Source organism: Spiroplasma endosymbiont of 'Nebria riversi' (assembly GCF_018831625.1).
Classification (GTDB): Bacteria; Bacillota_I; Bacilli_A; order Mycoplasmatales; family Nriv7; genus Nriv7.
In genome coordinates this window covers 1121348-1143676 of sequence record NZ_CP065193.1, presented here as the reverse complement: position 1 = coordinate 1143676, position 22329 = coordinate 1121348, and the positions used below count along the sequence as shown (strand labels likewise).

Genomic DNA, 22329 nt, shown 5'->3' with positions numbered 1-22329 from the left:
TATTTAAATTTAAATACTGCTTTTCTATTTTGACAAAATAAAAAAATTGCTTAGTTGTTTAAGAATTGCGTCATAGTATAGTAAAAAACTATCTCTTTTTAATTATGTTGAAAATTAAATTCTAATCAATTATAAAAATTCTGTGTTGTAATTATTTTACCTTTGATATTTGTTACTTTTAAGTTGCCATTTCTTCCGAGATTATCAGTTTTTAATGTGCTTATTCCTTCTTCATCTAAATAAATATAACTATTTTTCATAGCTAATGTATTTTTAAAATCAATTGGTAATTTATTTAATCCACTTTCATTTTTATCAAATTCACTTAAAGCTATACTAAAATTTTGTCTAAATCCGTCTCACATTCAATTAATTTTTGCTTTTAATAAAGTAAATTCGTATGTTTCATTCTCAATTTGTAATATTGTTTTATTTTCCTTTTTAGAACAGCCAAATATTGGTAGTGTTATTAATCCTAAAATAGCGGTTATATTTAAAAATTTCATAAAATTAACTCCTTTATTTCACTTGTATTTAATTTTCAAAGAACAAATTTTTAACACCTTATAAAATAAAAAAGACAATCATTGCTGACCGCCTTAATACTTATTCAAATATTTTCCCACCTAACAAAACTTTATGCGCCCGAAAAATGAAAGAAAAGGAATAATAAAAAATGGAAAATCTCGCAAAAATGGCCGACTTTCTCGCTCAAATGCTTTATAAAGTTTTTGATTTAATTTGAAGTTTTGAAGTACCGGGAACGAATATTCAACTAATATTTCCTTTATTCTTAACGCTGGCTGTAGAATTTCTTATGGCAATTATCCTCGGTTTTGGTAGTCAACAAGTTAATTTAGAAAAACAACGCCAATATGCTGTTAAAAATAAAGGTCGCTTAAGTGCGTGAGGAAAAGCTAAAAAACAAATACAACCAATAAATCCAAATAAAATTAATTGAAAACAAAAAAATAAAACAAGGTAACTAACAATGTTTAAACTAATTATTATTTTTATCTTAATAACTGTTCTTGGATTATTGGCTGGTAGTCATTTTGAAACTTTAACGAACTATATTAGCGAGGGCCTTGTCAATTTCCAAAAGTTTATTACTAGCAATTTAACAATTTTAGAACTATTTAAACCAATGGCTCGGACATTTTCGCAACATCCAATCTTTACCATTCTTGGCGTTAATTGTGTACTTATTGCTTTATTTATTGTAATTAAAGGTAGGTAGAAAATGGAAAAATTAACTAAAAAACAAGAATTATAAATAGAGAATGAAAAATTAAAAATTGCTAATGTCATATTAGAAAATAGTGTTAATAATCTTAAATACATAATAATGGAAAAAAATAAATAAATTTTAAAACTAGAAAAGTGAAATACTATTCATATTAATCAAAAATCAGACTTAATAATTGAAAACCAAAAATTAAAAATTTTTAAACACGAAAGGAAAATAAAAATGAAAAAACTTTTAGCAAAATTATTCAAAAAAGATAATTCAAAAGAAAAAATGCCATTAAAATTAATAATTAAAAATTCTTTTAAAAAGCAGTGGTTAAAAGTATCATTAAGTATCATTTTCATATTTATAAGCTTATTAATTTGTACATTAACAGTAATCGATACTAAATGAATAACCAGAACAAGTGCTGAATTTAATGATTTTATGAATAAACAGATGGTTGATTTCTTTGGCAAGTTCAATAGTGGTATTATGCTCGCAGGAATATTTGTTTTTTGATGAGGCGGAGCAATATATTTTGCAATTAAATTTGAAAAATTAATCCGCTTTATTATTCAAAAAATTAAAGCAAAAAGAGCCTTGAAAAATGAAATGAAACAAATTAATTAGTTCTTTAAAAAAATATTGATGGAGAATTTTACCTTACATTTTTATGATTACTATCTTTTTCATTCCATTTTTAAAATTGGAAATTAATGATTTGAAATTATTATATGAAAAATTTGAAGCATTAATTTCACTTATGATACTAGGATATTTAGATATATGCATTACAATAGCGGTAGTTATAAACTGTAGCATTGAGTGACTTATTAAAAAAATTAAAGCAAAAAGAATAATGAAAAATAAAATATTTTAAAAAGGAGTGATAAAAATGTTTATGAAAATATTTACCGTGTTAATTATTAGTTTTAATAACATTTTTACCATTCCCCAAAACATTAAAAATGGCAAAACACAATCACTAATTAGAAACAAAAGACAAAGTAATAAAGTTTATGATTTTGAAATCAGAAATCTAGAAAAAGTGAGGTTTTGAATTTCGAATTCAACAAATAATATTACACAAGTTCAAATAAATAAAATAGATAATAACAATCTAAATGAAAAATTACCAGAATTAAGATATTTAAACAACCTTAGTTTCAAATTTACACAAGAATTACAAAATAATCAGAGTAAACAAAATAAGATTAGACAATTAATAATTACATACGGACAAGAAACCGCCATGCGAAATACATGAGTAATTAATAAAAAAATAACAATTAAAGCACAAGGTACAAATTTAGATGACTGCAAATATGATAGCTTAGGAAATATTAGTCCTGCTTATGATGATAATAAAATAGATTACATATTAAGAAGTACAAATGATTTTGAAATTGAAAATCATCCGTAAATAACTAAATTTAAAAATCGTTAAAATCATCCCCTTAAAAGGTGGTTTTTTATGATGACAATACTCTTAAACAACTAAGCAACTTCTCATTTTTTATATTTTAATAAAATAAGGAACCAGTAATTAATTAAAATTACTGGTTTGAATATTTTTTATTTTTACAAGAAATTTAAACTTGTTGTGCTTGTTTCAATTAAAGTTATTGTTCTAAATAGCTAATATCGTTTTTATAAAACCTTATACTATAGTAGTAACTGTATTTGTTCTTACTGACCCTTCTCTTTCTGATGAGAAAAATGCTTCCCCATTAAATGTTATGTTATCATTGTTTTTATCTATAGTAATTTCATTGGGTAATAAACCATGATTTTGTAAAATTTGCATTACTTCTGTAATTGATAATATAACTATTTGTTCTTTATTGTTATCATCAATTATTTTGGCAGTAATATTTCCTGTAATTTTTTGTTTTAAATTTAATATAACTTTAGATGTAATTATTCTTGCTGGATAAGTAATTTTTAATTTTTCATTGGGATTAAGTTCAAATTTATCAGTAGGTCCCTTAAAAATACTTAAAATCATTTCTTGTTCTTGTTTATTTGTGTTTGATAAATCAAATTCATTTGATAATACATTAATAATTTCAGAATTTTTATTATTTATATTTGTAAAATCTGTTAATTTCATTTCATCATCAGAATTTATGTTTCAACCATTTAATTTATTTTCTTGTTTTGTTTTAGTTAATCCTGTTGTAATTTGAAATATTAATTTTGATTTTGATTTATATTCACAAGCAGGTACATTAAATGATTTTATATTTGGAGTTTTATTGGTAATTTCTCTATCAGAACACACATTTTTAGGAACATTAGATCATAAAAATGAATTTTCTTGTTTTGTTATTTCAGTATTTGAAAAATTTAAATTATTAGTATCAATATAATTTATTTCCTTAAATTTTAAATTAGAATTTTCATCTCGAAATTTAAAAAATAATGCTTTTTTAATCAATTCATTTAAATTAATAATTTTATTTTGCCCATTATCAATTGAATAATGTATTTTTATATTATTATTATTATTTAAATTATTTTTTATTTTTAATATAGCTGAATTTTTTGTCTTGTTAATAATTTCTAATTGTGAAATATCTAAATCTGGATTCAAATAATTTAATTCACTTAAAATTACATTATCAGAATTATTACTAATTTGTTCTAAATTTGAATTTAAATCATAATTACTATATTCATAAACATTGCCCTCTCCTGAACCAATATATAATTTATTGTTGAAAATTACACCAGATGAATCAATTCATCAATTTGTTTTAATAATAATTTTTTGTTGCTCGGCGACAGGGTCGTGGTCATATATTCATACATATTTTTATCTGTTGAACCAAAGTACAATTTATTGTCAAAAACAATACCAGAAGATCTTATAGATTCAGTTGCTCTAAGAATAATTTTTTGTTGTTCTGTAGCAGGATCATATTCATAAACATTATGATCAAATGAACCAAAATATAATTTATTGTTTAAAACTACACCAGAAGATCTTATAGATTAAGTTGCTCTAAGAACGATTTTTTGTTGATTTGTGACTGGATCATATTCATATACATTATGATCATCTGAACCAAAATACAATTTATTGTTGAAAACTACACCAGAAGATCAAGTTTCACCATTTGTTATAATAATAATTTTTTGTTGTCCTGTAGCAGGATCATATTCATAAACATTATGATCAAATGAACTAAAAAATACTTTATTGTTGAAAACAATACCAGAAGATCAGATCTGTTTTTTTGCTTTAATAACAATTTTTGTTGCATTTATTTTATTATTTTCATTATTGCTTCGTTTTTGTCTTTTATAATTTATGTTTTCTAATTTAATTTGTTGTTCTTGTGTTGGATAAGGACTATTGGCAACAATTCCTAACATTCCGCTTCCGGCCATTGTTATTGTGCTTAATAAACTAAGTAATTTTTTCATTTATTAAATCCTTTTTATTAATTTTTACTAATTAATAAATTTGTTGAACAATTAACATCCTTCCTTAAATTTTTAAAGTCTAATTAATACAAATTGATTATAACTTATTAAATAAGAATTTTTATCATTTTTTCAGGTTATTGAATAATAATTCTAGAAAAAAAATTATCATTAAAACAGAAAAATAAACTAACGAAATTTAACTTTGTTAAAATTACTATCTAGAAAGGCGATTTTTTATGTTAGAAATTAATAATAATGTAAAAACCTTAGAAGACAAGCATTGATTTAGTTTATTTACAACCCATAAAAATATGTACACTAATAAATGTGAACAATTAGCTAATGAATATGAAAAATTAGATGAATACTTATATAAATATCATTATCGGTTAAAACAAGGTTATAAAGTAGTTCATTTTGCATCAAGAACAATTATTACAATTTTTGGTGATGTTACTTTTAAACGACGCCAATATAAATATTGAAATCAAAAATCAGGTAAATTTGAATATGTATGTTTATTAGATAAAGAAATTGTTATATTACCTAAACAACGCATTTATTTTGATGTCCAATTTAAAGTTTTAAGTCTTTTAGGTGATGGTAAACGCTATCGTGATGTTTTAGATGCTCTAAATCATTGTTATATTTCAAAAGCTAGTATTTCAAGTATTTTAAATAAATACGATATTGCTGAATATTTTCAACTCGCAGAAAAAGAAACTAAAACTAGAATTGATGTTAAAAATAAGGATTTATATATTCAACTAGATGAAACATTTTTAGCGACATTAGATCAGAAAGTTAAACAAGACCAGAGAATTCGTTTGGTTACTTTTCATGCCGGACATAAAGAAAAAAATTATAAAAATGCTCGTAGAGAATTAGAAAACAAACGAGGTCATTTTCTAATGTTAAAAGTTGGCAAACGAATAAATACAATGGATTATCATGATTTATTAATTAAGGAATTACAAAAACATTATGTAAATATTAATTACGACAGAATAATTGTTTGTGGTGATGGTGATACTTGAATTAGAGAAATTGCCAATAGTTTTGGTAATGTTAGATATATTTTAGATGGTTATCATGCTATTAAAAAATTAAAACAAACTGCATTTAATATTATTTTTGAAAATCGCAAAGTAACACTAAATAGTTGAATTAAATTATATAAGGATGGCAATCATCAAGAATTAATCAAAACCATTCGTAATGTTGCTAAAAATGAATTAAATAAAGATATTAAAACAAATTTAAGGGAAGCGAGTAATTATTTCAGTAATAATAAGCATGGCATTCATCATCAAAATTTAGAATAAAATATCGGTTGTAGCATTGAAAGTGATGTATCTCATTTAGTAAAACAACAATTAGGCTATGGGGCAAAAATATATAATCATAAGAATTTAAATAACCTATTACATTTAAGAATGTCAAATTTAAACAAATTAAATGTACTACATTACATTAATGAAAATATTAATTCAGAAATAGAAATCAGAAAAGAAATATATAAAAATTCATTATGAAATAAATATAATAATAAAAATGATGATAGTTGAATTAATTATAAAGGTAATGCTGTAACAAATAAATATAATAAATTTAAGTAAGTAAAAATATTAGTTAAAATTTAATAAAATTAATAATTTTTGTTGTGTAAAAATTCAATAATATGATAAAATTAAAAAGAATAAAAATGACAATAACAAGAAAGGCGGGGTTAGTTTAGTAATTAAATAATATAATTAGCTGATTGTTTTATTTCTTCAAAGCAATACCTAAGAAAACTAAACGCGACCCATTTTTCTTAAAAATTTGCTAAATTTATCCATTTTTAAGTATTCTAAGTCTTCTAAATCAATTGCTGTGTCAGTATAGTATTTGTCTTCATAGTCAAGATTTACTTTTGAATTTAAGTAATCTCTTAAAAACGCTAGGTAAAAAGAATTGTAAGTGTTAAGTATTGGTAAAGGAATTTTTAATTTAAAAAAATAAATATCAAGTTCAGGGATATCACGGTATTTAATGCGACGACCCTTTTTGCTATTTTTAGCATCAATTAAGGTGTTTCGTCAGCGTTCATATTCTTCAATACTAGTAAAGGTACCATAGATGACTTTTAAGTAAGGGCGAAAAATATTAACTGGTTTTTTGCGAATCCCCACAATCACATTATTAGCAATATCACGAACTTTAACTCATATATGTTTATCTCTTTGCCCGCTAGCTAACACAATATGACCGAAATGGCGTGCCAGAGCGAAATATTCTTGAATACCGGTTTCTTCGTTTTTGGTGTTATTTTTTTCTCAATCAGTTCCTTCTAAAAATAAATTGGTTTCATCTCACAAAAGTAAGGTTTTTTCTGGCAATACTGGATAATCAAAGTCTAATAACCCCATATGACCTAAACTTAATTTTTGGGTTTCTAGTAATGGAAATGTTGATGCGATATGATATTTTTTCTTTTTTAGTAATTTTGATGCGTATACTAGAAAGGCGGTTTTTCCAGTTCCTAATGAACCAATAACGATGTTTAATGGTGAATTTTTTAAAAAATTAATAACTTTGTTAATTTGTGTTAAATTACTGATTTTAAAAAGGAAAATTAAAATACAACCTGCTAAAAATAAATAACTTACAATGTTTTTAAAATAACCGTTGTAAATATATCAAATTGCTCCGCAATGTCATAAAATTAAAAATGAGGTGCGATTCAATTCAATAAAATGGTTATTTTTTTCTATTATTCATTTGCAAAATTTCATCTTGCACCTCACTTTATTTTTTTGTTAGCATACCGCTCCAAGTAATTTTTCAAACATTTTAAAGCAAATAAAGAATATTGCCAAAATAAATGGAAAAATGAAGATTCAGTAGTCAGCAAAGAAGTTACCGACTTGTGGCATATTAACAGCAATAATTTCTCACATTTTAGTAAAAGCCGTTATAATTGCATTTCATAATTTAGTCATCGCGTCACTAGCTGTTATTTTTTCTACTGTTGCTGGCGCTTCTCCCGCTAAGAAAGTTCCAAACATATAATCTCACCCCCTTTCTTTTTAAAACATTCATCATTTATATTCAAAGTTTTTCTTAAATTTGTTAAAACCACGATTAACCTTAACACGATTATATTTTTTCCTAATTAATTTTGAATTTCTTTGGGAATGCATCACAATGTAACTTCTTGACATTAATTTTTTCCCTATCTAAATACTGATATGGTTTTTCAAAGTAGCATTAGAATAAATCACACCATAATCGCTGTTAAGAATCAAAAAGCAATGTTTGCTATTAAAAGTCAAAGTGTTTCTTGAGTTAAATCAATTTCTTTACCACCACTAATATGAGCCGGAATAGTTGTAATTTGAATAAATAAATCTCAGAAATTTTGTTTAATTTGTTCTCAATTAAATTATTTTAAATTTACTGTCATTTTTTATCTACCAAAAATTATTTTTATTGGTAAATACATAATTGAAATTAATGCGAAAAGAAACGTGATGATAATAATTAATCCGGCAATAAACGCAACCTGTGCAGGCATTTTTTCTATCTGAATAAAAAGTTCTAAGAATTCCATGATAATTTTTCAAAACATTATTTTTTATCCGCGTTATTTTCTTTTGAATTAGGAGCTTTAACTCATTCCTCAAAGCGGGCAATAAATACTTTTTCGTCTTTCGTGAAATTACCAGTATTATTTTTAATGGCATTTTTATATTTAATTCTAATTTTTATTTTGGCATAAATTTTATAAGCAAAATATGCCAATAGCATGATGCTGATAATAATAAATATTAATCCAATCGCAATATTCATTTTTAAACTCCTTTAAAATAGTTATAATTTATATCTTTTTTGTTGTTTTCTTTTTCGGCAATGAAAAAACCTAATAATTCTTGCCCCTTAATTAATTTGGTTTCTTTTTCTTTTTGATTAATTGAAATTATTTGATATTTACTATCCTTGATTATTCCGACACAAATCGAATTTTCATATTTTCCTTTATAAACAAATCGCTTTGGAAACCAAATGCCGATTTGTTCATTAAATCACGGAATTTTTGGGGCTTTAATAAACATTGCGTTTTGTGTTTCTTTTAAAAGATATTTCTTAGTATTTAAGAAAATGTTTTCAATGTTTTTCATAATAAATTACCTTTCTTATAGATAAACTAAGTTATATTAACTAAGTTAATTAACTTAGTTTTTTAAACACTTATATATCGCAGATTTAAGTGTTTAACAAGCTTTGTTATTAAATTTTGTTTTTTAATTATTAGATAAAGATTTTAATAATTTTAAACTTAGCATACCCCTATAATAGAAATTTCTACACTTTAATGTCCGCATCCTAACCTTGGAACTAATTTAATAGCGTGTATATTTTTAGGAAATCCCCCATTCATTTTTTTATTGCAAAACTAAACAAATTGCTATAGCTAATAGGGTGTTGTCTATTAACTGGTAAACTTCTTTTGGTTATGGCGACCACCCACAATTTATCGTGCTTTAATACAAACCAACATTATTAATTCACTTGTATTTCATTTTCAAAGAACAAATTTTTAACACCTTATAAAATAAAAAGACAATCATTGCTGACTTCCTTAATACTTATTCAAATATTTACCTACCTAACAAAACTTTATGCGCCCATTATAATTATTATTAAATTTTGACTAAATATATATTAATTTTATATTTTTACTTACTTAAATCTATTATATTTATCTATTATATTTATTTGTTACGGCATTGCCTTTATAGTTAATTCAACTATCATCATTTTTATTATTATATTTATTTCATAATGAATTTTTATATATTTCTTTTCTGATTTCTATTTCTGAATTAATATTTTCATTAATGTAATGTAATACATTTAATTTGTTTAAATTTGCCATTCTTAAATGTAATAGGTTATTTAAATTCTTATGATTATATATTTTCGCCCCATATCCTAATTGTTGTTTTACCAAATGTGACACATCACTTTCAATGCTACAACCAATATTTCATTCTAAATTTTGATTATGAATACCTTGCTTATTATTACTGAAATAATTACTCGCCTTTCTTAAATTTATTTTAATATCTTTATTTAATTCATTTTTAGCAATATTACGAATGTTTTTGATTAATTCTTGATGATTTCCATCCTTATATAATTTAATTCAACTATTTAGTGTTACTTTACGATTTTCAAAAATAATATTAAATGCAGTTTGTTTTAATTTTTTAATAGCATGATAACCATCTAAAATATATCTAACATTACCAAAACTATTGGCAATTTCTCTAATTCAAGTAGCACCTTCACCACAAACAATTATTCTGTCATAATTAATATTTACATAATGTTTTTGTAATTCCTTAATTAATAAATCACGATAATCCATTGTATTTATTCGTTTACCAACTTTTAACATTAGAAAATGACCTCGTTTGTTTTCTAATTCTCTACGAGCATTTTTATAATTTTTTTCTTTATGTCCGGTATGAAAAGTAACTAAACGAATTCTTTGGTCTTGTTTAACTTTCTGATCTAATGCCGCTAAAAATGTCTCATCTAGTTGAATATATAAATCCTTATTTTTGACATCAATTCTAGTTTTGGTTTTTTTTCTGCTAGTTGAAAATATTCAGCAATATCATATTTATTTAAAATATTTGAAATACTAGCTTTTGAAATATAACAATGATTTAGAGCATCTAAAACATCGCGATAGCGTTTACCATCGCCCAAAAGACTTAAAACTTTAAATTGAACATCAAAATAAATGCGTTGTTTCGGTAATAAACCAATTTATTTATCTAGTAAACATACATATTAAAATTTACCTGATTTTTGATTTCAATATTTATATCGGCCTCGTTTAAAAATAACTTCACCAAAAATTGTAATAATTGTTCTTATTGCAAAACGAACTACTTTATAACCTTGTTTTAAACAATAATGATATTTATATATAAGTATTTATCTAATTTTTCATATTAGTTAGCTAATTGTTCACATTTATTGGTGTACATATTTTTATGCGTTGTAAATAAACTTAATCAATGCTTGTTTTCTATCGTTTTTAAATTATTATTAATTTCTAACATAAAAAATCACCTTTCTTGGTAGTAATTTTAATAAAGTTTAATTTATTTGCTTCAATAATACAATTTTCAGTTACTATCATAGTATTGTAAGAAGTCTATATAAAAGTTGGCACATAACCCTCAATTTTATCTACTATTTTGATAATATTATTTTCTAGATGAAGCGCAAATATTAGATAAATATAAAGATGAAAGTGAATTTTATAGTTTGGTAGATGCAAAATGTTATAGTTATGTACCAAGTCTATAGTAAAATTAGAATTTTTTTTTAATTTTGTCGAAAACTATTGATAAACTCAAAAAAATCATCAACTTGATAATTTTAAAAGGCTTTTATGTAAAATTACTATTTTTACTTTAATTTTTTATACATTAAAATATAATACCGCTGTTTGTTGGTTTAGAGTTAAACCCTTATGTTGGTATTTTCATTTTCAGAGATTTAAATAATTTTGAATATTAGTAAAACATAAACCATGATAATGAATTAAGGCTTCTTTAAGACTAGATTGTAATTTACTGATTTTATTTAAGTTACGATAACTAGCTTCGGGATTAATTGTTGTTTTAGTTACACATAAAGTATAATTTGTTTGTTTTGCTACTAAAAAATATAATTTTTGCATATCAGAAGTAATAATTGAATTTTGGTTAATTAATTCTTTGTTCATATTTTCAATAACTCATTGTTTTTGTAAACGTTTGGTGTTTGTAGATTTAACATAAATATTGTTATTATTATCAACTGCCATTTGAATACAGCATTTAGTATTAGTTGCGAATGGGTCAAGGCGAATTCTTCGTGGATCAGTTTTATGTTTGAAATTTCCTTTATGAATTTCTTTAATAAATGTTTCATCGATTTGTATTTTACCAGATAATTTTTTAAATTTTAATTGGGTATTTTCTAATTGTTTTGATTTCATTAATTTTTGACGATTATATCAAGCAGTTTTTAATGTAGTTTTAATAAAAAGAGAAATTGTTTTACTAGATTGCCCCAGCAATGAAATTTGAATCAATAAATTTCATTGTTCATAATTTAAATGACTTCAATAAATAAAATGATTACGAAAAGCGTCAAAACTTGCACGGCAATTTTTACATAAATATTTTTGTTTTCCTTCTGAATTATGTCCATTTTTAACGCAATGGTAAGATTCGCATTTAGGGCATTTAATACCTTGTGCTCTAAATTTTTGATCAATTTCATTTAAACGTTTTTGTTTTTTTTTATTAATTCTGCTTGTTGTTTGACTTTTTCATAAAATTCTAAAAATTGATCATCTGTTAAAGTATTTACTAGTTCTTGAATTATTTTTTCCATAATTATTATCCACCTCTATCATATTAAAAATATACCTAAAATTAAGTATATTCAATAAATATCAAGAGTTTTCTACAAAATTAAAAATAATTTTTATTGTGTAAAAATTCAATAATATGATAGAATGGCAATGAATAAAAATGACAATAACAAAAAAGGCAGGGTTAGTTTAGTAATTAAATAATATAATTAGCTGATTGTTTTACTTCTTCAAAACAATACCTAAGAAAACTAAACGCGACCAAATTAACTTAATCACAATTGACTTAATCTTATTAGTAAAATATAATTGTTCTTATATATTTAAGAAACCGAGGTACTAAAATAATGAAACTTACTAATATCAACCAAAAATGAAAATTATCAGCATACTTTGACAGTAAGTTTATGAAACAAGCACTTATCATTATGATTCCTCTAATCGGTCAATCATTACTAATTGCATTAATGAATGTTATTGATGTCTTTATGATTGGTTCTTTTTTAAGTCAAGAAGTTCTTAATGGCGTTGGTGCTGCTAATACCATTCTGTTACTGGCAATGTTCGGTTTTTTTGCCACGAATATGGCCGGAAGCATTTATGCTTCTCAATATATTGGTAATAATAATCTTAAAAAAATGCAAGAAGTAAATAACATTAGAATTATGATTAATGTCACAATGTCAATAATATTTACCATCTTTATCTTCACATTAAGAAATGATTTAATTAAAATAATTATTGCTTCTGAAAGCAGTAAAACAATGTTAAATTTTAATTCCCAAATCGCAATTGATAATGGCAGTTTATATTTAACAACTGTTATTTGAATTTATCCGCTTCTAAGCATTATAACAACCTTATATCAAAATATGACCGAATGTAATAAAACATATTTACCGTTTCTTTTTACAATTTTTCCGGTATTGACTAATGGCATTCTCAACTTCATCTTTTTATTTTATTTAAAAATGGGAGTTATGGGAGTTGCTATTCCTACTGTAATAGCAAGAATTTTAGAAATAACTATTGTTATTACATTTCTTTTAATTACTAAACCCATGTTTCGCCCAATGAAAAAATTTTGATATGTTACTAAAGATTTATTATTAAAAATTCTTAAATCGCTTTTGCCAATATTTTTAGCTAACATTCTTTTTGTATTATCATTAACAGCACAAACAGTTATTTATTCATATTATGGTGGAGCCGATATCCTATCAGCAACCGTTGTTGTAATGAATATTATGAATATTTTTTATGCCGTATTTAATAGTTATAGTGCCATTGTACCAATCTTTATTGGTAAACAATTAGGTGTTGGTAAACTGTCGCAAGCAGTTGCCAATATTAAAAAAATTATTGGTTTGCTATTTCTAATTGCGATTACTTTCACAATAATAATTTTCGGTCTTTCATTTTTCATTTTTGATATTCTATTTACTAACAAAATTAGTAATGAAGCCATTAGCACAGCAAGATTTTATTTAGGATTACAATCCCTAGCTTATTTCTTCTTATCTTTTTCAATTATCTTTTTTAGTGTTTTACGCGCCGGCGGATTTGTAAAGTTAGCTACTGCCTTAGATATTCTTTGTACTTGAATTATTATTGTTATGACGCCATTAATTGTTAGTATTATTGTAACTAAATATTTTCCTAACTTTGATTACAAATATATTTTTATTATTTCTACTATTGGTGAAATTATTCAATTTGCTCTTGTTACCATCTGTGTTATTAAAATAAAATGAGCACGAAAATTAATTTAAAAAATAAAATGAACTCTTATTAGTTTAAAATAGGAGTTCATTTTATTTTTCTATTTAATTTTAATTTCATTAATTAATTCTAAATTAACACGATTTTTTTCATCAATACTAATTACTTTTACTGTTACTTCTTGTTTTAATTTTAATAACGGCTTATTTTTGGGTATTTTTGAATTATGTAATAATCCATCAATATTCTCTTTTAAATTAATGAAGTAACCAAACTTTTCAATCCGAACAACAGTTCCCGTAATAATTTCTCCAATTATAACTGGTTCAATAATATCTTTAATTAATTTTTCTGCCATTAATATTGATGCTTCATCTTTGTGATAAATAGTCACTTTCCCTTGGTCATTAATATCAATTTTAACATTGCTAGAAGTCTCAACAATATTAGTAATTACTTTACCACCAGCACCAATAACATCACGAATGCGATTAATCGGAATTTGTAATTGCTTAATTTTAGGGGCATTTTTATTTACTTTATTACGCGAAATATTAATTGTTTGCTTCATATTATCTAAAATATGCTTTCTCCCAATTTTAGCTTGTAATAATGCTTCTTTAAAAATTTCCATTGTAATGCCATCAATTTTAATGTCCATTTGTAAAGCACAAATTCCTTGGTTTGTTCCCGAAACTTTAAAATCCATATCGCCAAAGTGATCTTCACTACCTTGAATATCACTTAAAATAACATAATCATTACCTTCTTTAATTAATCCCATTGCAATCCCGGCAACACCAGATTTCAATGGTACTCCACTAGCCATCAAAGCTAATGAAGAAGCACAAATTGCTGCTTGGGAGGTTGAACCATTAGATGCCAATACTTCCGTTACAACTCTAATCGTATAAGGAAAATCATCAATACTAGGCAATACTTGTAACAATGCTTTTTCTGCTAATGCTCCATGACCAATTTCTCTTCTATTGGGCGGTCCAAATCTTCCAGTTTCACCAACTGAAAATGATGGAAAATTATAATGAAGCATAAATCGTTTACTTTCCTCTTCTGTTAAACCATCAATAATTTGATGTTCGCCCATAGCCCCTAAAGTTACAATTGATAATACTTGCGTTTCGCCACGAGTAAATAAAGCACTACCGTGAACAATTGGGAGAACATCAATAATTGATGTTAACGGTCGAATTTCATTGTTCACACGACCATCTAAACGAATTTTCTTATTAATAATAAAATCACGAACAAGTTTCTTTAATAAAGTTTGATAAATAGCTCTAATCTGTTTAATAACCTTTTTTTTTCTAATTCATTAACATATTGTTGATTATCATAAACAGCAAATAAAGCATTATAAACATCTTTTAAAGCTTTTTTTTGTTCTTGCTTCGTTTTAATATTTAAAGCACTAATAATTTGTGGTTCATACTGACTAGTAATATTCGATACTAACTTATTATCAAATTCTAATTCAATAATAGGCATTTTTTCTTGACCAATAATATTAATAATTTCTTCTTGAAAGGCAACTAACTTTTTAATTTCTATATGGGCCATCGCAATTGCTGCCAACATTTCTTCTTCACTAATTTCTTGACCACTAGCTTCAACCATATTAATTGATGCTTTTGTTCCCGCAACAATTAATTCTAACAATGATTGTTCTAATTGTTGACTTGTAGGATTACAAATTAATTCCCCATTTATTTTTCCAATAATAACTCCTGCCACGGGACCATTAAAAGGAATTTTTGAAATGCATAATGCTAATGAGGAACCTAATAATGCTGCCATTCTGACATCAGCATTAGAATCAACCGCTCATACATTATTAATTACTTGAATTTCGTGATTAATATTATTAGGAAATAAAGGTCGCAAAGGACGATCAATTAACCTTGATGCTAACGTTGCATATTCACTAGGTTTACCTTCACGCTTAAAAAAGCCTCCAGGAATTTTTCCAACAGAATATAATTTCTCTTGAAATACAACTGTTAAGGGGAAGAAATCTAATGTTGATGGCTCTTCATTAAAACTAACAATACTTAATACTGTACTTTTCTCATATCGCACTAAAATTGAGCTTGTTGCTAGTAATGCTAAACTACCATACTCAATAACAATTTTCTTCCCATTAAAATTATTCGTAAATCTTTGTTCTTTATTCATTTGCTGTTACCCTTCTCATCTTTCCACATCTTATTCTATCATATTGTTTTAGCAACAAAAAATATGATCGCTATTTGGTCGCGTTTAGTTTTCTTAGGTATTGTTTTGAAAAAGTAAAACAATCAGCTAATTATATTATTTAATTATTAAACTAACCCCACCTTTCTTGTTGTTGTCATTTTTATTCATTACCATTTTATCATATTATTGAATTTTTACACAATGAAAAATTATTAATTTTATTAAATTTTAACTAATATTTTTACTTACTTAAATCTATTATATTTATTTGTTACAGCATTACCTTTATAATTAATTCGACTATCATCATTTTTATTATTATATTTATTTCATAATGAATTTTTATACATTTCTTTTCTGATTTTTATTTCTGAATTAATACTTTCATTAATGTAATATAATACATTTAATTTGTTTAAATTTGCCATTCTTAAATGTAATAGGTTATTTAAATTCTTATGATTATATATTTTTGCCCCATATCCTAATTGTTGTTTTACCAAATGAGATACATCACTCTCAATGCTACAACCAATATTTCATTCTAAATTTTGATTATGAATACCTTGCTTATTATTACTGAAATAATTACTAGCCTTTCTTAAATTTGTTTTAATGTCTTTATTTAATTCATTTTTAGCAATATTACGAATGTTTTTGATTAATTCTTGATGAATTTCCATCCTTATATAATTTAATTCAACTATTTATTGCTACTTTGCGATTTTCAAAAATAATATTAAATGCGGTTTGTTTTAATTTTTTAATAGCGTGATAACCATCTAAAATATATCTAACATTACCAAAAATATTGGCAATTTCTCTAATTCAAGTAGTGCCTTCGCCACAAACAATTATTTTGTCATAATTAACATTCATATAATATTTTTGTAATTCTCTAATTAATAAATCACGATAATCCGTCGTATTTATTCGTTTACCAACTTTTAACATTAGAAAATGACCTCGTTTATTTTCTAACGCTCTACGAGCAATTTTGTATTTTTTTTCTTTATGCCCGGTATGAAAAGTAACTAAACAAATTCTTTGGTCTTGTTTAACTTTCTTATCTAATGTCGCTAAAAATGTCTCATCTAGTTGAATATATAAATCCTTATTTTTGACATCGGTTCTAGTTTTAGTTTCTTTTTCTACTAGTTGAAAATATTCAGCAATATCGTATTTATTTAAAATATTTGAAAATACTACCTTTTGAAATATAACAATGATTTAGAGCATCTAAAACATCGCGATACCGCTTACCATCGCCCAAAAGACTTAAAACTTTAAATTGAACATCAAAATAAATGCGTTGTTTGGGCAACAAACCAATTTCTTTATCTAACAAACATACATATTCAAATTTACCTGATTTTTGATTTCAATATTTATATCGGCGTCGTTTAAAAACAACTTCACCAAAAATTGTAATAATTGTTCTTGTAGCAAAATGAACTACTTTATAACCTTGTTTTAAGCGATAATGATATTTATATAAGTATTCATATAATTTTTCATATTCATTAGCTAATTGTTCACATTTGTTGGTGTACATATTTTTGTGGGTTATAAATAAACTGAATCAATGCTTGTTTTCTACAGTTTTTACATTATTATTAATTTCTAACATAAAAAAATAACCTTTCTTGGTAGAGTACTTTTAACAAAGTTAAATTTAGTTAACTTATTTTTTTTTTTTAAAGATAAATGTTTGTCTAGAATTAGTATTCAATATTCTGAAAAAATGATAAAAATTCTTATTTGATGATTTATAATCAATTTATATTAATTAGACTCTAAAAATTTAAGGAAGGATGTTTATTGTTCAACAAATTTATTAATTAGTAAAAATTCATAAAAAGGATTTAATAAATGAAAAAATTACTTAGTTTATTAAGTACAATAACAACAGCAAGTAGTGGAATAGCGGGGATTGTTGCCAATAGTCCTTATCCAACACAAGAACAACAAATTAAATTAGAAAACATAAATTATAAAAGACAAACACGAAGCAATGATCAAAATAATAAAATAAATAGAACAAAAATTATTATTAAAACAAATGGAATAATTTATTCTTCAGGTATTGTTTTTAATGATAAACTTTACTTTGGTTCAGATGATAATAATGTTTATGAATATAATCCGGTAACAGGACAACAAAAAATTGTTATGACAACAAATGCGTGAACCGCTTCTTCGGGGGCTATTTTAAATAATAAATTATATATTGGTTCATCAGATAAAAATGTTTATGAATACAGTAATTATGATTTAAATTCTAATTTAGGAAAAATTAGTAATAATTTTGATAATATAATTTTAAGTGAATTAAATTATTTAAATCCTGATTTAGATATTTCACAATTATAAATTATTAGCAAGACAAATAATTTAGCTATAGTAAAGATAAAAGATAATTTAAATAATGATAATAATATAAAAGTACATTATTCAATTGATAATCAACAAAATAAAATTATTAATTTAAATGAATTTCTTAAAAAAGCATTATTTTTTAAATTTCAAGATGAAAATCCAAATTTAAAATTTAAAGAAATAAAATATATTGATACTAATAATTTAAATTTTTCAAATACTGAAATAACAAAACAAGAAAATTCATTTTCATGATCTAATGTTCCTAAAAATGTATTTTCTGATAGAGAAATTATAAATAAAACTCCAAATACAAGATCATTTAATGTATCTGCTTGTGAATATAATTCAAAATCAAAATTAGTATTTCAAATTACAACAGGATTAACTAAAACAAGAAAATAAATTAAATGGTTGAAACATAAATTCTGATGATGAAATGAAATTAACAGATTTTACAAATATAAATAATAAAAATTCTGAAATTATTAATGTATTATCAAATGAATTTGATTTATCAAACACAAATAAACAAGAACAAGAAATAATTTTAAGTATTTTTAAGGAACACGATGATAAATTTGAACTTAATCTCAATGAAAAATTAAAAATTACTTATCCAGTAAGAATAATTACATCTAAAGTTATATTAAATTTAAAACAAAAAATTACAGGGAATATTACTGCCAAAATAATTGATGATAACAATAAAGAACAAATAGTTACATTATCAATTACAGACGTAATGCAAATTTTACAAAAATATAGTTTATTATCCAATGAAATTACTATATATAAAAACAATGATAACATAACATTTAATGGGAAAGCATTTTTTTCATCAGAAAGAGAAGGGCCAGTAAGAACAAATACAGTTACTACTATAGTATAAGGTTTTATAAAAACGATATTAGCTATTTAAAATAATAACTTTAATTGGAACAAGTACAACTATTTTAGTTGCTTGTGAAAATAAAAATTAAGAAATTGTAATATAAATAAAGTTTAGAAGCAACAATTTAATATTGTTGCTTTTTTATTTTGTTAAAATAAAAAGGAGAAAAAATGAAAAGTTGCTTAGTTGTTCAAAGGTGTTGTTATCGTAAAAAGCCATCTTTCTTTAGGTGTTTACAGTTTTTAAAATATGCTATTTAGCATTTCAAAATATGGTTAAGAAATGAACGATGCCAATTCAAAATTGTGGTAGTGCGATTTCACATTAATTTTTTTTAGGGGGGTCGTCACAGAGTAAATTTAAGTTAATTACTTGGAGACACAGTTAATTGTACTACAGTCCCATTATTTTTTTAATTCGGCTTTAAATTCTAGTGTTTTTCACCAGTTTCATCTTGCGCCGGAAAAAGTATCTTTTTGATATTCAAATTTTATTTTAATCTTTTTTATTTTGATATTTTATTTTTCTTCTTTTCCAACTTCTGTTAATTTTGTATTTATTTGTAATTCGTTAAGTTTTTTAATAAAATTAATTTGATTTTGATTAATATAACTTTGAATTCGTCCTTTATTGTCTCATAACTCTTCTACAGGATTTATTGGGTTTATTCCTGATTGCTTCTCTATATCATTTAATGGAAATTGCACTTCGGTTTTTCACGCTGGTGCAGGCTTATAAGGGGTTTCATTTTTTCATATTGTAAATTTTGCTTCTGTTAAGTTAATTTCAGATACTTGATTACTTTTTTTAATTTAGGTATTATTATTTCATTTGTTTTTTTGGAACATCCAACTATTGGCAATATTGTTAATTCTCAAAGAGCAATTATATTTAAAATTTTCATTATTTTAATTCCCTTATTACTTTATTTTTTCAATATTATATATATAATACACGAAAATCCTTAAAATCATTAGAAAGATGGCAAAACCAATTAAAAATTGAAAAGTATAGTAAAAGGCCGGTACTGTTTTAAAAACCGGAAAAATCGCAGTTGAAAAATTAACTGTTGCTTTTGCAATAATTGCTAATGGTCGTAAAATCGTAATGATTTGTGATGCCGTCAGCATTCAGTTTAACATTTTGATACTAGCATTCTTAATGGCACAACCAATATCGTTAAAAGTAGGTATTCATCGTCCAGAATATTTGCAATTTGCTGGCGGAATTAAATCATCTCATTCTGAATTGGCGGAACCATCGGGGATAAAGGTCGTGGAATTTAATACATTAAAGTCATAGATTTTAAAATTGTAGTTAGAGTTGTTTCCTTTATGATAAAGTGGGAAAGTTAAGGTAAAAATATTAATACCATAACAAATATCAATGTCCGTATTAAGGTAATTGATGCTGTTAGCATTCTTACTGGCTGGCAAGGTAATCATTTTATTATCATAGGATTTTAAGACATTAAAATCAATTTGGTAGATACTATTGTTGTTGTTAATGGCATTATAATTTTCTTGGTGCGTTTTTTTATCAAAAGTAAAAAAATAACTTCTTAGTAATAATTCTGAATTACCAGCAACATTAATTAAGTATTTTTTTGGATAAAAAGTAATTAACGAGCGATAAAAGAAACCAATTTGAATAAAATAATCTTTGTTATAGTTTTCTAATCCTTTGAAATTAATTTCGGTATGAGTTTTTTCGTCCATGTCAAAAGTATCGTAAAATAAGCCGGCAAAGAAGTTTCCAAGGATTTCGTAGATTTCATCAAAAACATTTTTGTAATCACTGTTGTTAATACTAGGAATGTTATTTTTAAAATATAGGTAAGTATCGTTCCTTAATTCAGGATCATATCTCAAAAAACTAAATTTAACATTAAGATAATTTAAGGTTCCAAAAAGATGCTTAATTAGATAATAATCGTTATCATTTGCAGTATCATATTTTAAGATTTCCTTTTCGCCGTGTAATAATTGTAAATAATTGTTTCCGGCAATTAGGGTTTTGTTAAATGCCTTGATTTTAAGGATATTTTCATTAATTTTGTTTAAACCTGTCGATGTTTTATGATAAAAATAGTTTTAATCTTTAAAGCCGTAATTTTTAATCGTAAATTCTTTGTAATAACCTTTTTCTAAAGTATCAATGAAATTAAATACCGGTATTTAATAAAGATAAGAGTAATTAAATTTATCAAAATCACCACAGTGAATCATTAAATAGTCAAGATTATCAATAACATCGTTATAGTTATGGTTTCCATCAAAGCCAGTGATTGTTTCTGGCAATTCAATTTCGGTTGCGGGTTTATTTTTTAGTTGTGCTTCAAATTCTAGTATTTTTCACCAGTTTCATCTTACGCCGGCAGAAGTATCTTTTTGATATTCAAATTTTATTTTAATCTTTTTTATTTTGATATTTTGTTTTTCTTCTTTTCCAACTTCTGTTCATTTTATATTTATTTGTAATTCGTTAAGTTTTTTAATAATATTAATTTGATTTTGATTAATATAACTTTGAATTCGTCCTTTATTGTCTCATAACTCTTCTACAGGATTTATTGGGTTTATTCCTGATTGCTTCTCTATATCATTTAATGAAAATTGCACTTCGGTTTTTCGCGCTTGTGCAGGCTTATAAGGGGCTTCACTTTTTCATATTGTAAATTCTGCTTCTGTTAAGTTAATTTCAGATACTTGATTACTTTGTCTTTTGTTTCTAATTATTGATTGTGTTATTATTTTGTCATTATTAATATTTTGGGGAATGGTAAAAATGTTATTGAAACTAATAATTAACACGGTAAATATTTTCATAAACATTTTTATCACTCCTTTTTAAAATATTTTATTTTTCGTTGTTCTTTCAGTTTTGATTTTTTTAATAAGTCACCCAATGCTACAGTTCATAATTACTGCTATTGTAATGCATATATCTAAATATCCTAGTATCATAAGTGAAATTAATGCTTCAAATTTTTCATATAATAATTTCAAATCATTAATTTCC

At 24.5% G+C, this 22329-nt stretch carries 27 protein-coding genes; 9 read left to right on the top strand and 18 right to left on the bottom strand.

Annotated elements, in window-relative coordinates; genetic code table 4:
- Window positions 1–98 precede the first annotated feature (98 nt).
- Entirely contained in the window at window positions 99–506 is a 408-nt protein-coding gene (locus I5Q57_RS07360; RefSeq protein WP_215825918.1) for a hypothetical protein, read from the bottom strand.
- 170 nt (window positions 507–676) lie between these two features.
- Here I5Q57_RS07360 and I5Q57_RS07355 point away from each other — a divergent pair, with 170 nt between their 5' ends.
- The 4 genes from I5Q57_RS07355 (at window position 677) to I5Q57_RS07340 (ending at window position 2657) form a co-directional block, all read left to right on the top strand.
- Window positions 677–985 carry a hypothetical protein gene (locus I5Q57_RS07355; protein ID WP_215825917.1) on the top strand — a complete coding sequence of 103 codons (309 nt, stop codon included), beginning with the start codon at window positions 677–679 and terminating at the stop codon, window positions 983–985.
- 6 nt (window positions 986–991) lie between these two features.
- Window positions 992–1240: a hypothetical protein gene (locus I5Q57_RS07350; RefSeq protein ID WP_215825916.1), complete on the top strand. Its 249-nt coding sequence runs from the start codon at window positions 992–994 to the stop codon at window positions 1238–1240.
- A 231-nt stretch (window positions 1241–1471) separates the two neighbouring features.
- Window positions 1472–1864: a hypothetical protein gene (locus I5Q57_RS07345; protein WP_215825915.1), complete on the top strand. Its 393-nt coding sequence runs from the start codon at window positions 1472–1474 to the stop codon at window positions 1862–1864.
- Window positions 1865–2129: 265 nt separating this feature from the next.
- The gene (locus tag I5Q57_RS07340) at window positions 2130–2657 is read left to right on the top strand and encodes a hypothetical protein (RefSeq protein WP_215825914.1); all 528 of its coding nucleotides are present in this window, start codon (window positions 2130–2132) and stop codon (window positions 2655–2657) included.
- Window positions 2658–2894: 237 nt separating this feature from the next.
- Here I5Q57_RS07340 and I5Q57_RS07335 read toward each other — a convergent pair whose 3' ends face one another.
- Window positions 2895–3830: a hypothetical protein gene (locus I5Q57_RS07335; RefSeq protein WP_215825913.1), complete on the bottom strand. Its 936-nt coding sequence runs from the start codon at window positions 3828–3830 to the stop codon at window positions 2895–2897.
- A gap of 401 nt (window positions 3831–4231) precedes the next feature.
- Window positions 4232–4666 (bottom strand): hypothetical protein, encoded by a 435-nt coding sequence (locus I5Q57_RS07330; protein ID WP_215825912.1) that lies wholly within the window; start codon window positions 4664–4666, stop codon window positions 4232–4234.
- Between the two features lie 239 nt (window positions 4667–4905).
- Between I5Q57_RS07330 and I5Q57_RS07325 the strand changes: the two genes are divergently transcribed.
- Together I5Q57_RS07325 and I5Q57_RS07320 are read left to right on the top strand one after the other, a co-directional pair.
- Window positions 4906–5994 carry an Mbov_0401 family ICE element transposase-like protein gene (locus I5Q57_RS07325; protein ID WP_215825911.1) on the top strand — a complete coding sequence of 363 codons (1089 nt, stop codon included), beginning with the start codon at window positions 4906–4908 and terminating at the stop codon, window positions 5992–5994.
- Window positions 5995–6105: 111 nt separating this feature from the next.
- Complete coding sequence (locus tag I5Q57_RS07320; protein WP_215825910.1) at window positions 6106–6288, top strand: hypothetical protein; 183 nt, start codon at window positions 6106–6108, stop codon at window positions 6286–6288.
- A gap of 177 nt (window positions 6289–6465) precedes the next feature.
- Here the strand turns inward: I5Q57_RS07320 and I5Q57_RS07315 are convergent, their stop codons facing one another.
- The 7 genes from I5Q57_RS07315 to I5Q57_RS07285 form a co-directional block, all read right to left on the bottom strand.
- Window positions 6466–7446, bottom strand: a complete 981-nt coding sequence (locus I5Q57_RS07315; protein WP_215825909.1) for a hypothetical protein — start codon at window positions 7444–7446, stop codon at window positions 6466–6468.
- 24 nt (window positions 7447–7470) lie between these two features.
- Entirely contained in the window at window positions 7471–7719 is a 249-nt protein-coding gene (locus I5Q57_RS07310; protein WP_215825908.1) for a hypothetical protein, read from the bottom strand.
- Between the two features lie 562 nt (window positions 7720–8281).
- A complete protein-coding gene (locus tag I5Q57_RS07305) occupies window positions 8282–8503 on the bottom strand; it encodes a hypothetical protein (RefSeq protein WP_215825907.1) in 222 nt (73 codons plus the stop codon).
- A 2-nt stretch (window positions 8504–8505) separates the two neighbouring features.
- Window positions 8506–8832 carry a hypothetical protein gene (locus tag I5Q57_RS07300; protein ID WP_215825906.1) on the bottom strand — a complete coding sequence of 109 codons (327 nt, stop codon included), beginning with the start codon at window positions 8830–8832 and terminating at the stop codon, window positions 8506–8508.
- Window positions 8833–9413: 581 nt separating this feature from the next.
- The gene (locus I5Q57_RS07295) at window positions 9414–10115 is read right to left on the bottom strand and encodes a UPF0236 family transposase-like protein (RefSeq protein WP_215825905.1); all 702 of its coding nucleotides are present in this window, start codon (window positions 10113–10115) and stop codon (window positions 9414–9416) included.
- A 140-nt stretch (window positions 10116–10255) separates the two neighbouring features.
- Window positions 10256–10432: a hypothetical protein gene (locus I5Q57_RS07290; RefSeq protein WP_215825904.1), complete on the bottom strand. Its 177-nt coding sequence runs from the start codon at window positions 10430–10432 to the stop codon at window positions 10256–10258.
- Window positions 10433–11156: 724 nt separating this feature from the next.
- On the bottom strand, window positions 11157–12140 hold the full coding sequence (locus I5Q57_RS07285; RefSeq protein ID WP_215825903.1) for an IS1/IS1595 family N-terminal zinc-binding domain-containing protein: 984 nt from the start codon (window positions 12138–12140) through the stop codon (window positions 11157–11159).
- A gap of 365 nt (window positions 12141–12505) precedes the next feature.
- Between I5Q57_RS07285 and I5Q57_RS07280 the strand changes: the two genes are divergently transcribed.
- Window positions 12506–13870, top strand: a complete 1365-nt coding sequence (locus I5Q57_RS07280) for an MATE family efflux transporter (RefSeq protein WP_215825902.1) — start codon at window positions 12506–12508, stop codon at window positions 13868–13870.
- 50 nt (window positions 13871–13920) lie between these two features.
- Here the strand turns inward: I5Q57_RS07280 and I5Q57_RS09500 are convergent, their stop codons facing one another.
- From I5Q57_RS09500 to I5Q57_RS07260, 5 genes are all read right to left on the bottom strand, one after another.
- On the bottom strand, window positions 13921–15099 hold the full coding sequence (locus I5Q57_RS09500; RefSeq protein WP_246534743.1) for a polyribonucleotide nucleotidyltransferase: 1179 nt from the start codon (window positions 15097–15099) through the stop codon (window positions 13921–13923).
- A complete protein-coding gene (locus I5Q57_RS09495) occupies window positions 15096–16013 on the bottom strand; it encodes a hypothetical protein (protein WP_246534690.1) in 918 nt (305 codons plus the stop codon). The genes I5Q57_RS09500 and I5Q57_RS09495 overlap by 4 nt, the downstream gene beginning before the upstream one ends.
- A 266-nt stretch (window positions 16014–16279) precedes the next feature.
- Window positions 16280–16717, bottom strand: a complete 438-nt coding sequence (locus tag I5Q57_RS07270) for a hypothetical protein (protein ID WP_215825901.1) — start codon at window positions 16715–16717, stop codon at window positions 16280–16282.
- Window positions 16680–16988, bottom strand: coding sequence for a hypothetical protein (locus I5Q57_RS07265; RefSeq protein WP_215825900.1), 309 nt, complete (start codon window positions 16986–16988; stop codon window positions 16680–16682). The genes I5Q57_RS07270 and I5Q57_RS07265 overlap by 38 nt, the downstream gene beginning before the upstream one ends.
- Before the next feature lie 229 nt (window positions 16989–17217).
- Window positions 17218–17664, bottom strand: coding sequence for a UPF0236 family transposase-like protein (locus I5Q57_RS07260; protein WP_215825899.1), 447 nt, complete (start codon window positions 17662–17664; stop codon window positions 17218–17220).
- Between the two features lie 242 nt (window positions 17665–17906).
- On the opposite strand from I5Q57_RS07260, the gene I5Q57_RS07255 reads away from it, so the two are divergent.
- The gene (locus I5Q57_RS07255) at window positions 17907–18407 is read left to right on the top strand and encodes a Kelch repeat-containing protein (RefSeq protein WP_215825898.1); all 501 of its coding nucleotides are present in this window, start codon (window positions 17907–17909) and stop codon (window positions 18405–18407) included.
- A 445-nt stretch (window positions 18408–18852) separates the two neighbouring features.
- On the top strand, window positions 18853–19305 hold the full coding sequence (locus I5Q57_RS07250) for a hypothetical protein (protein WP_215825897.1): 453 nt from the start codon (window positions 18853–18855) through the stop codon (window positions 19303–19305).
- A 521-nt stretch (window positions 19306–19826) separates the two neighbouring features.
- Here I5Q57_RS07250 and I5Q57_RS07245 read toward each other — a convergent pair.
- From I5Q57_RS07245 to I5Q57_RS07235, 3 genes are all read right to left on the bottom strand, one after another.
- Window positions 19827–20015, bottom strand: a complete 189-nt coding sequence (locus I5Q57_RS07245) for a hypothetical protein (protein ID WP_215825896.1) — start codon at window positions 20013–20015, stop codon at window positions 19827–19829.
- 213 nt (window positions 20016–20228) lie between these two features.
- The gene (locus I5Q57_RS07240) at window positions 20229–21179 is read right to left on the bottom strand and encodes a hypothetical protein (protein WP_215825895.1); all 951 of its coding nucleotides are present in this window, start codon (window positions 21177–21179) and stop codon (window positions 20229–20231) included.
- 306 nt (window positions 21180–21485) lie between these two features.
- Window positions 21486–22142, bottom strand: coding sequence for a hypothetical protein (locus I5Q57_RS07235; RefSeq protein ID WP_215825894.1), 657 nt, complete (start codon window positions 22140–22142; stop codon window positions 21486–21488).
- Between the last annotated feature and the right edge of the window lie 187 nt (window positions 22143–22329).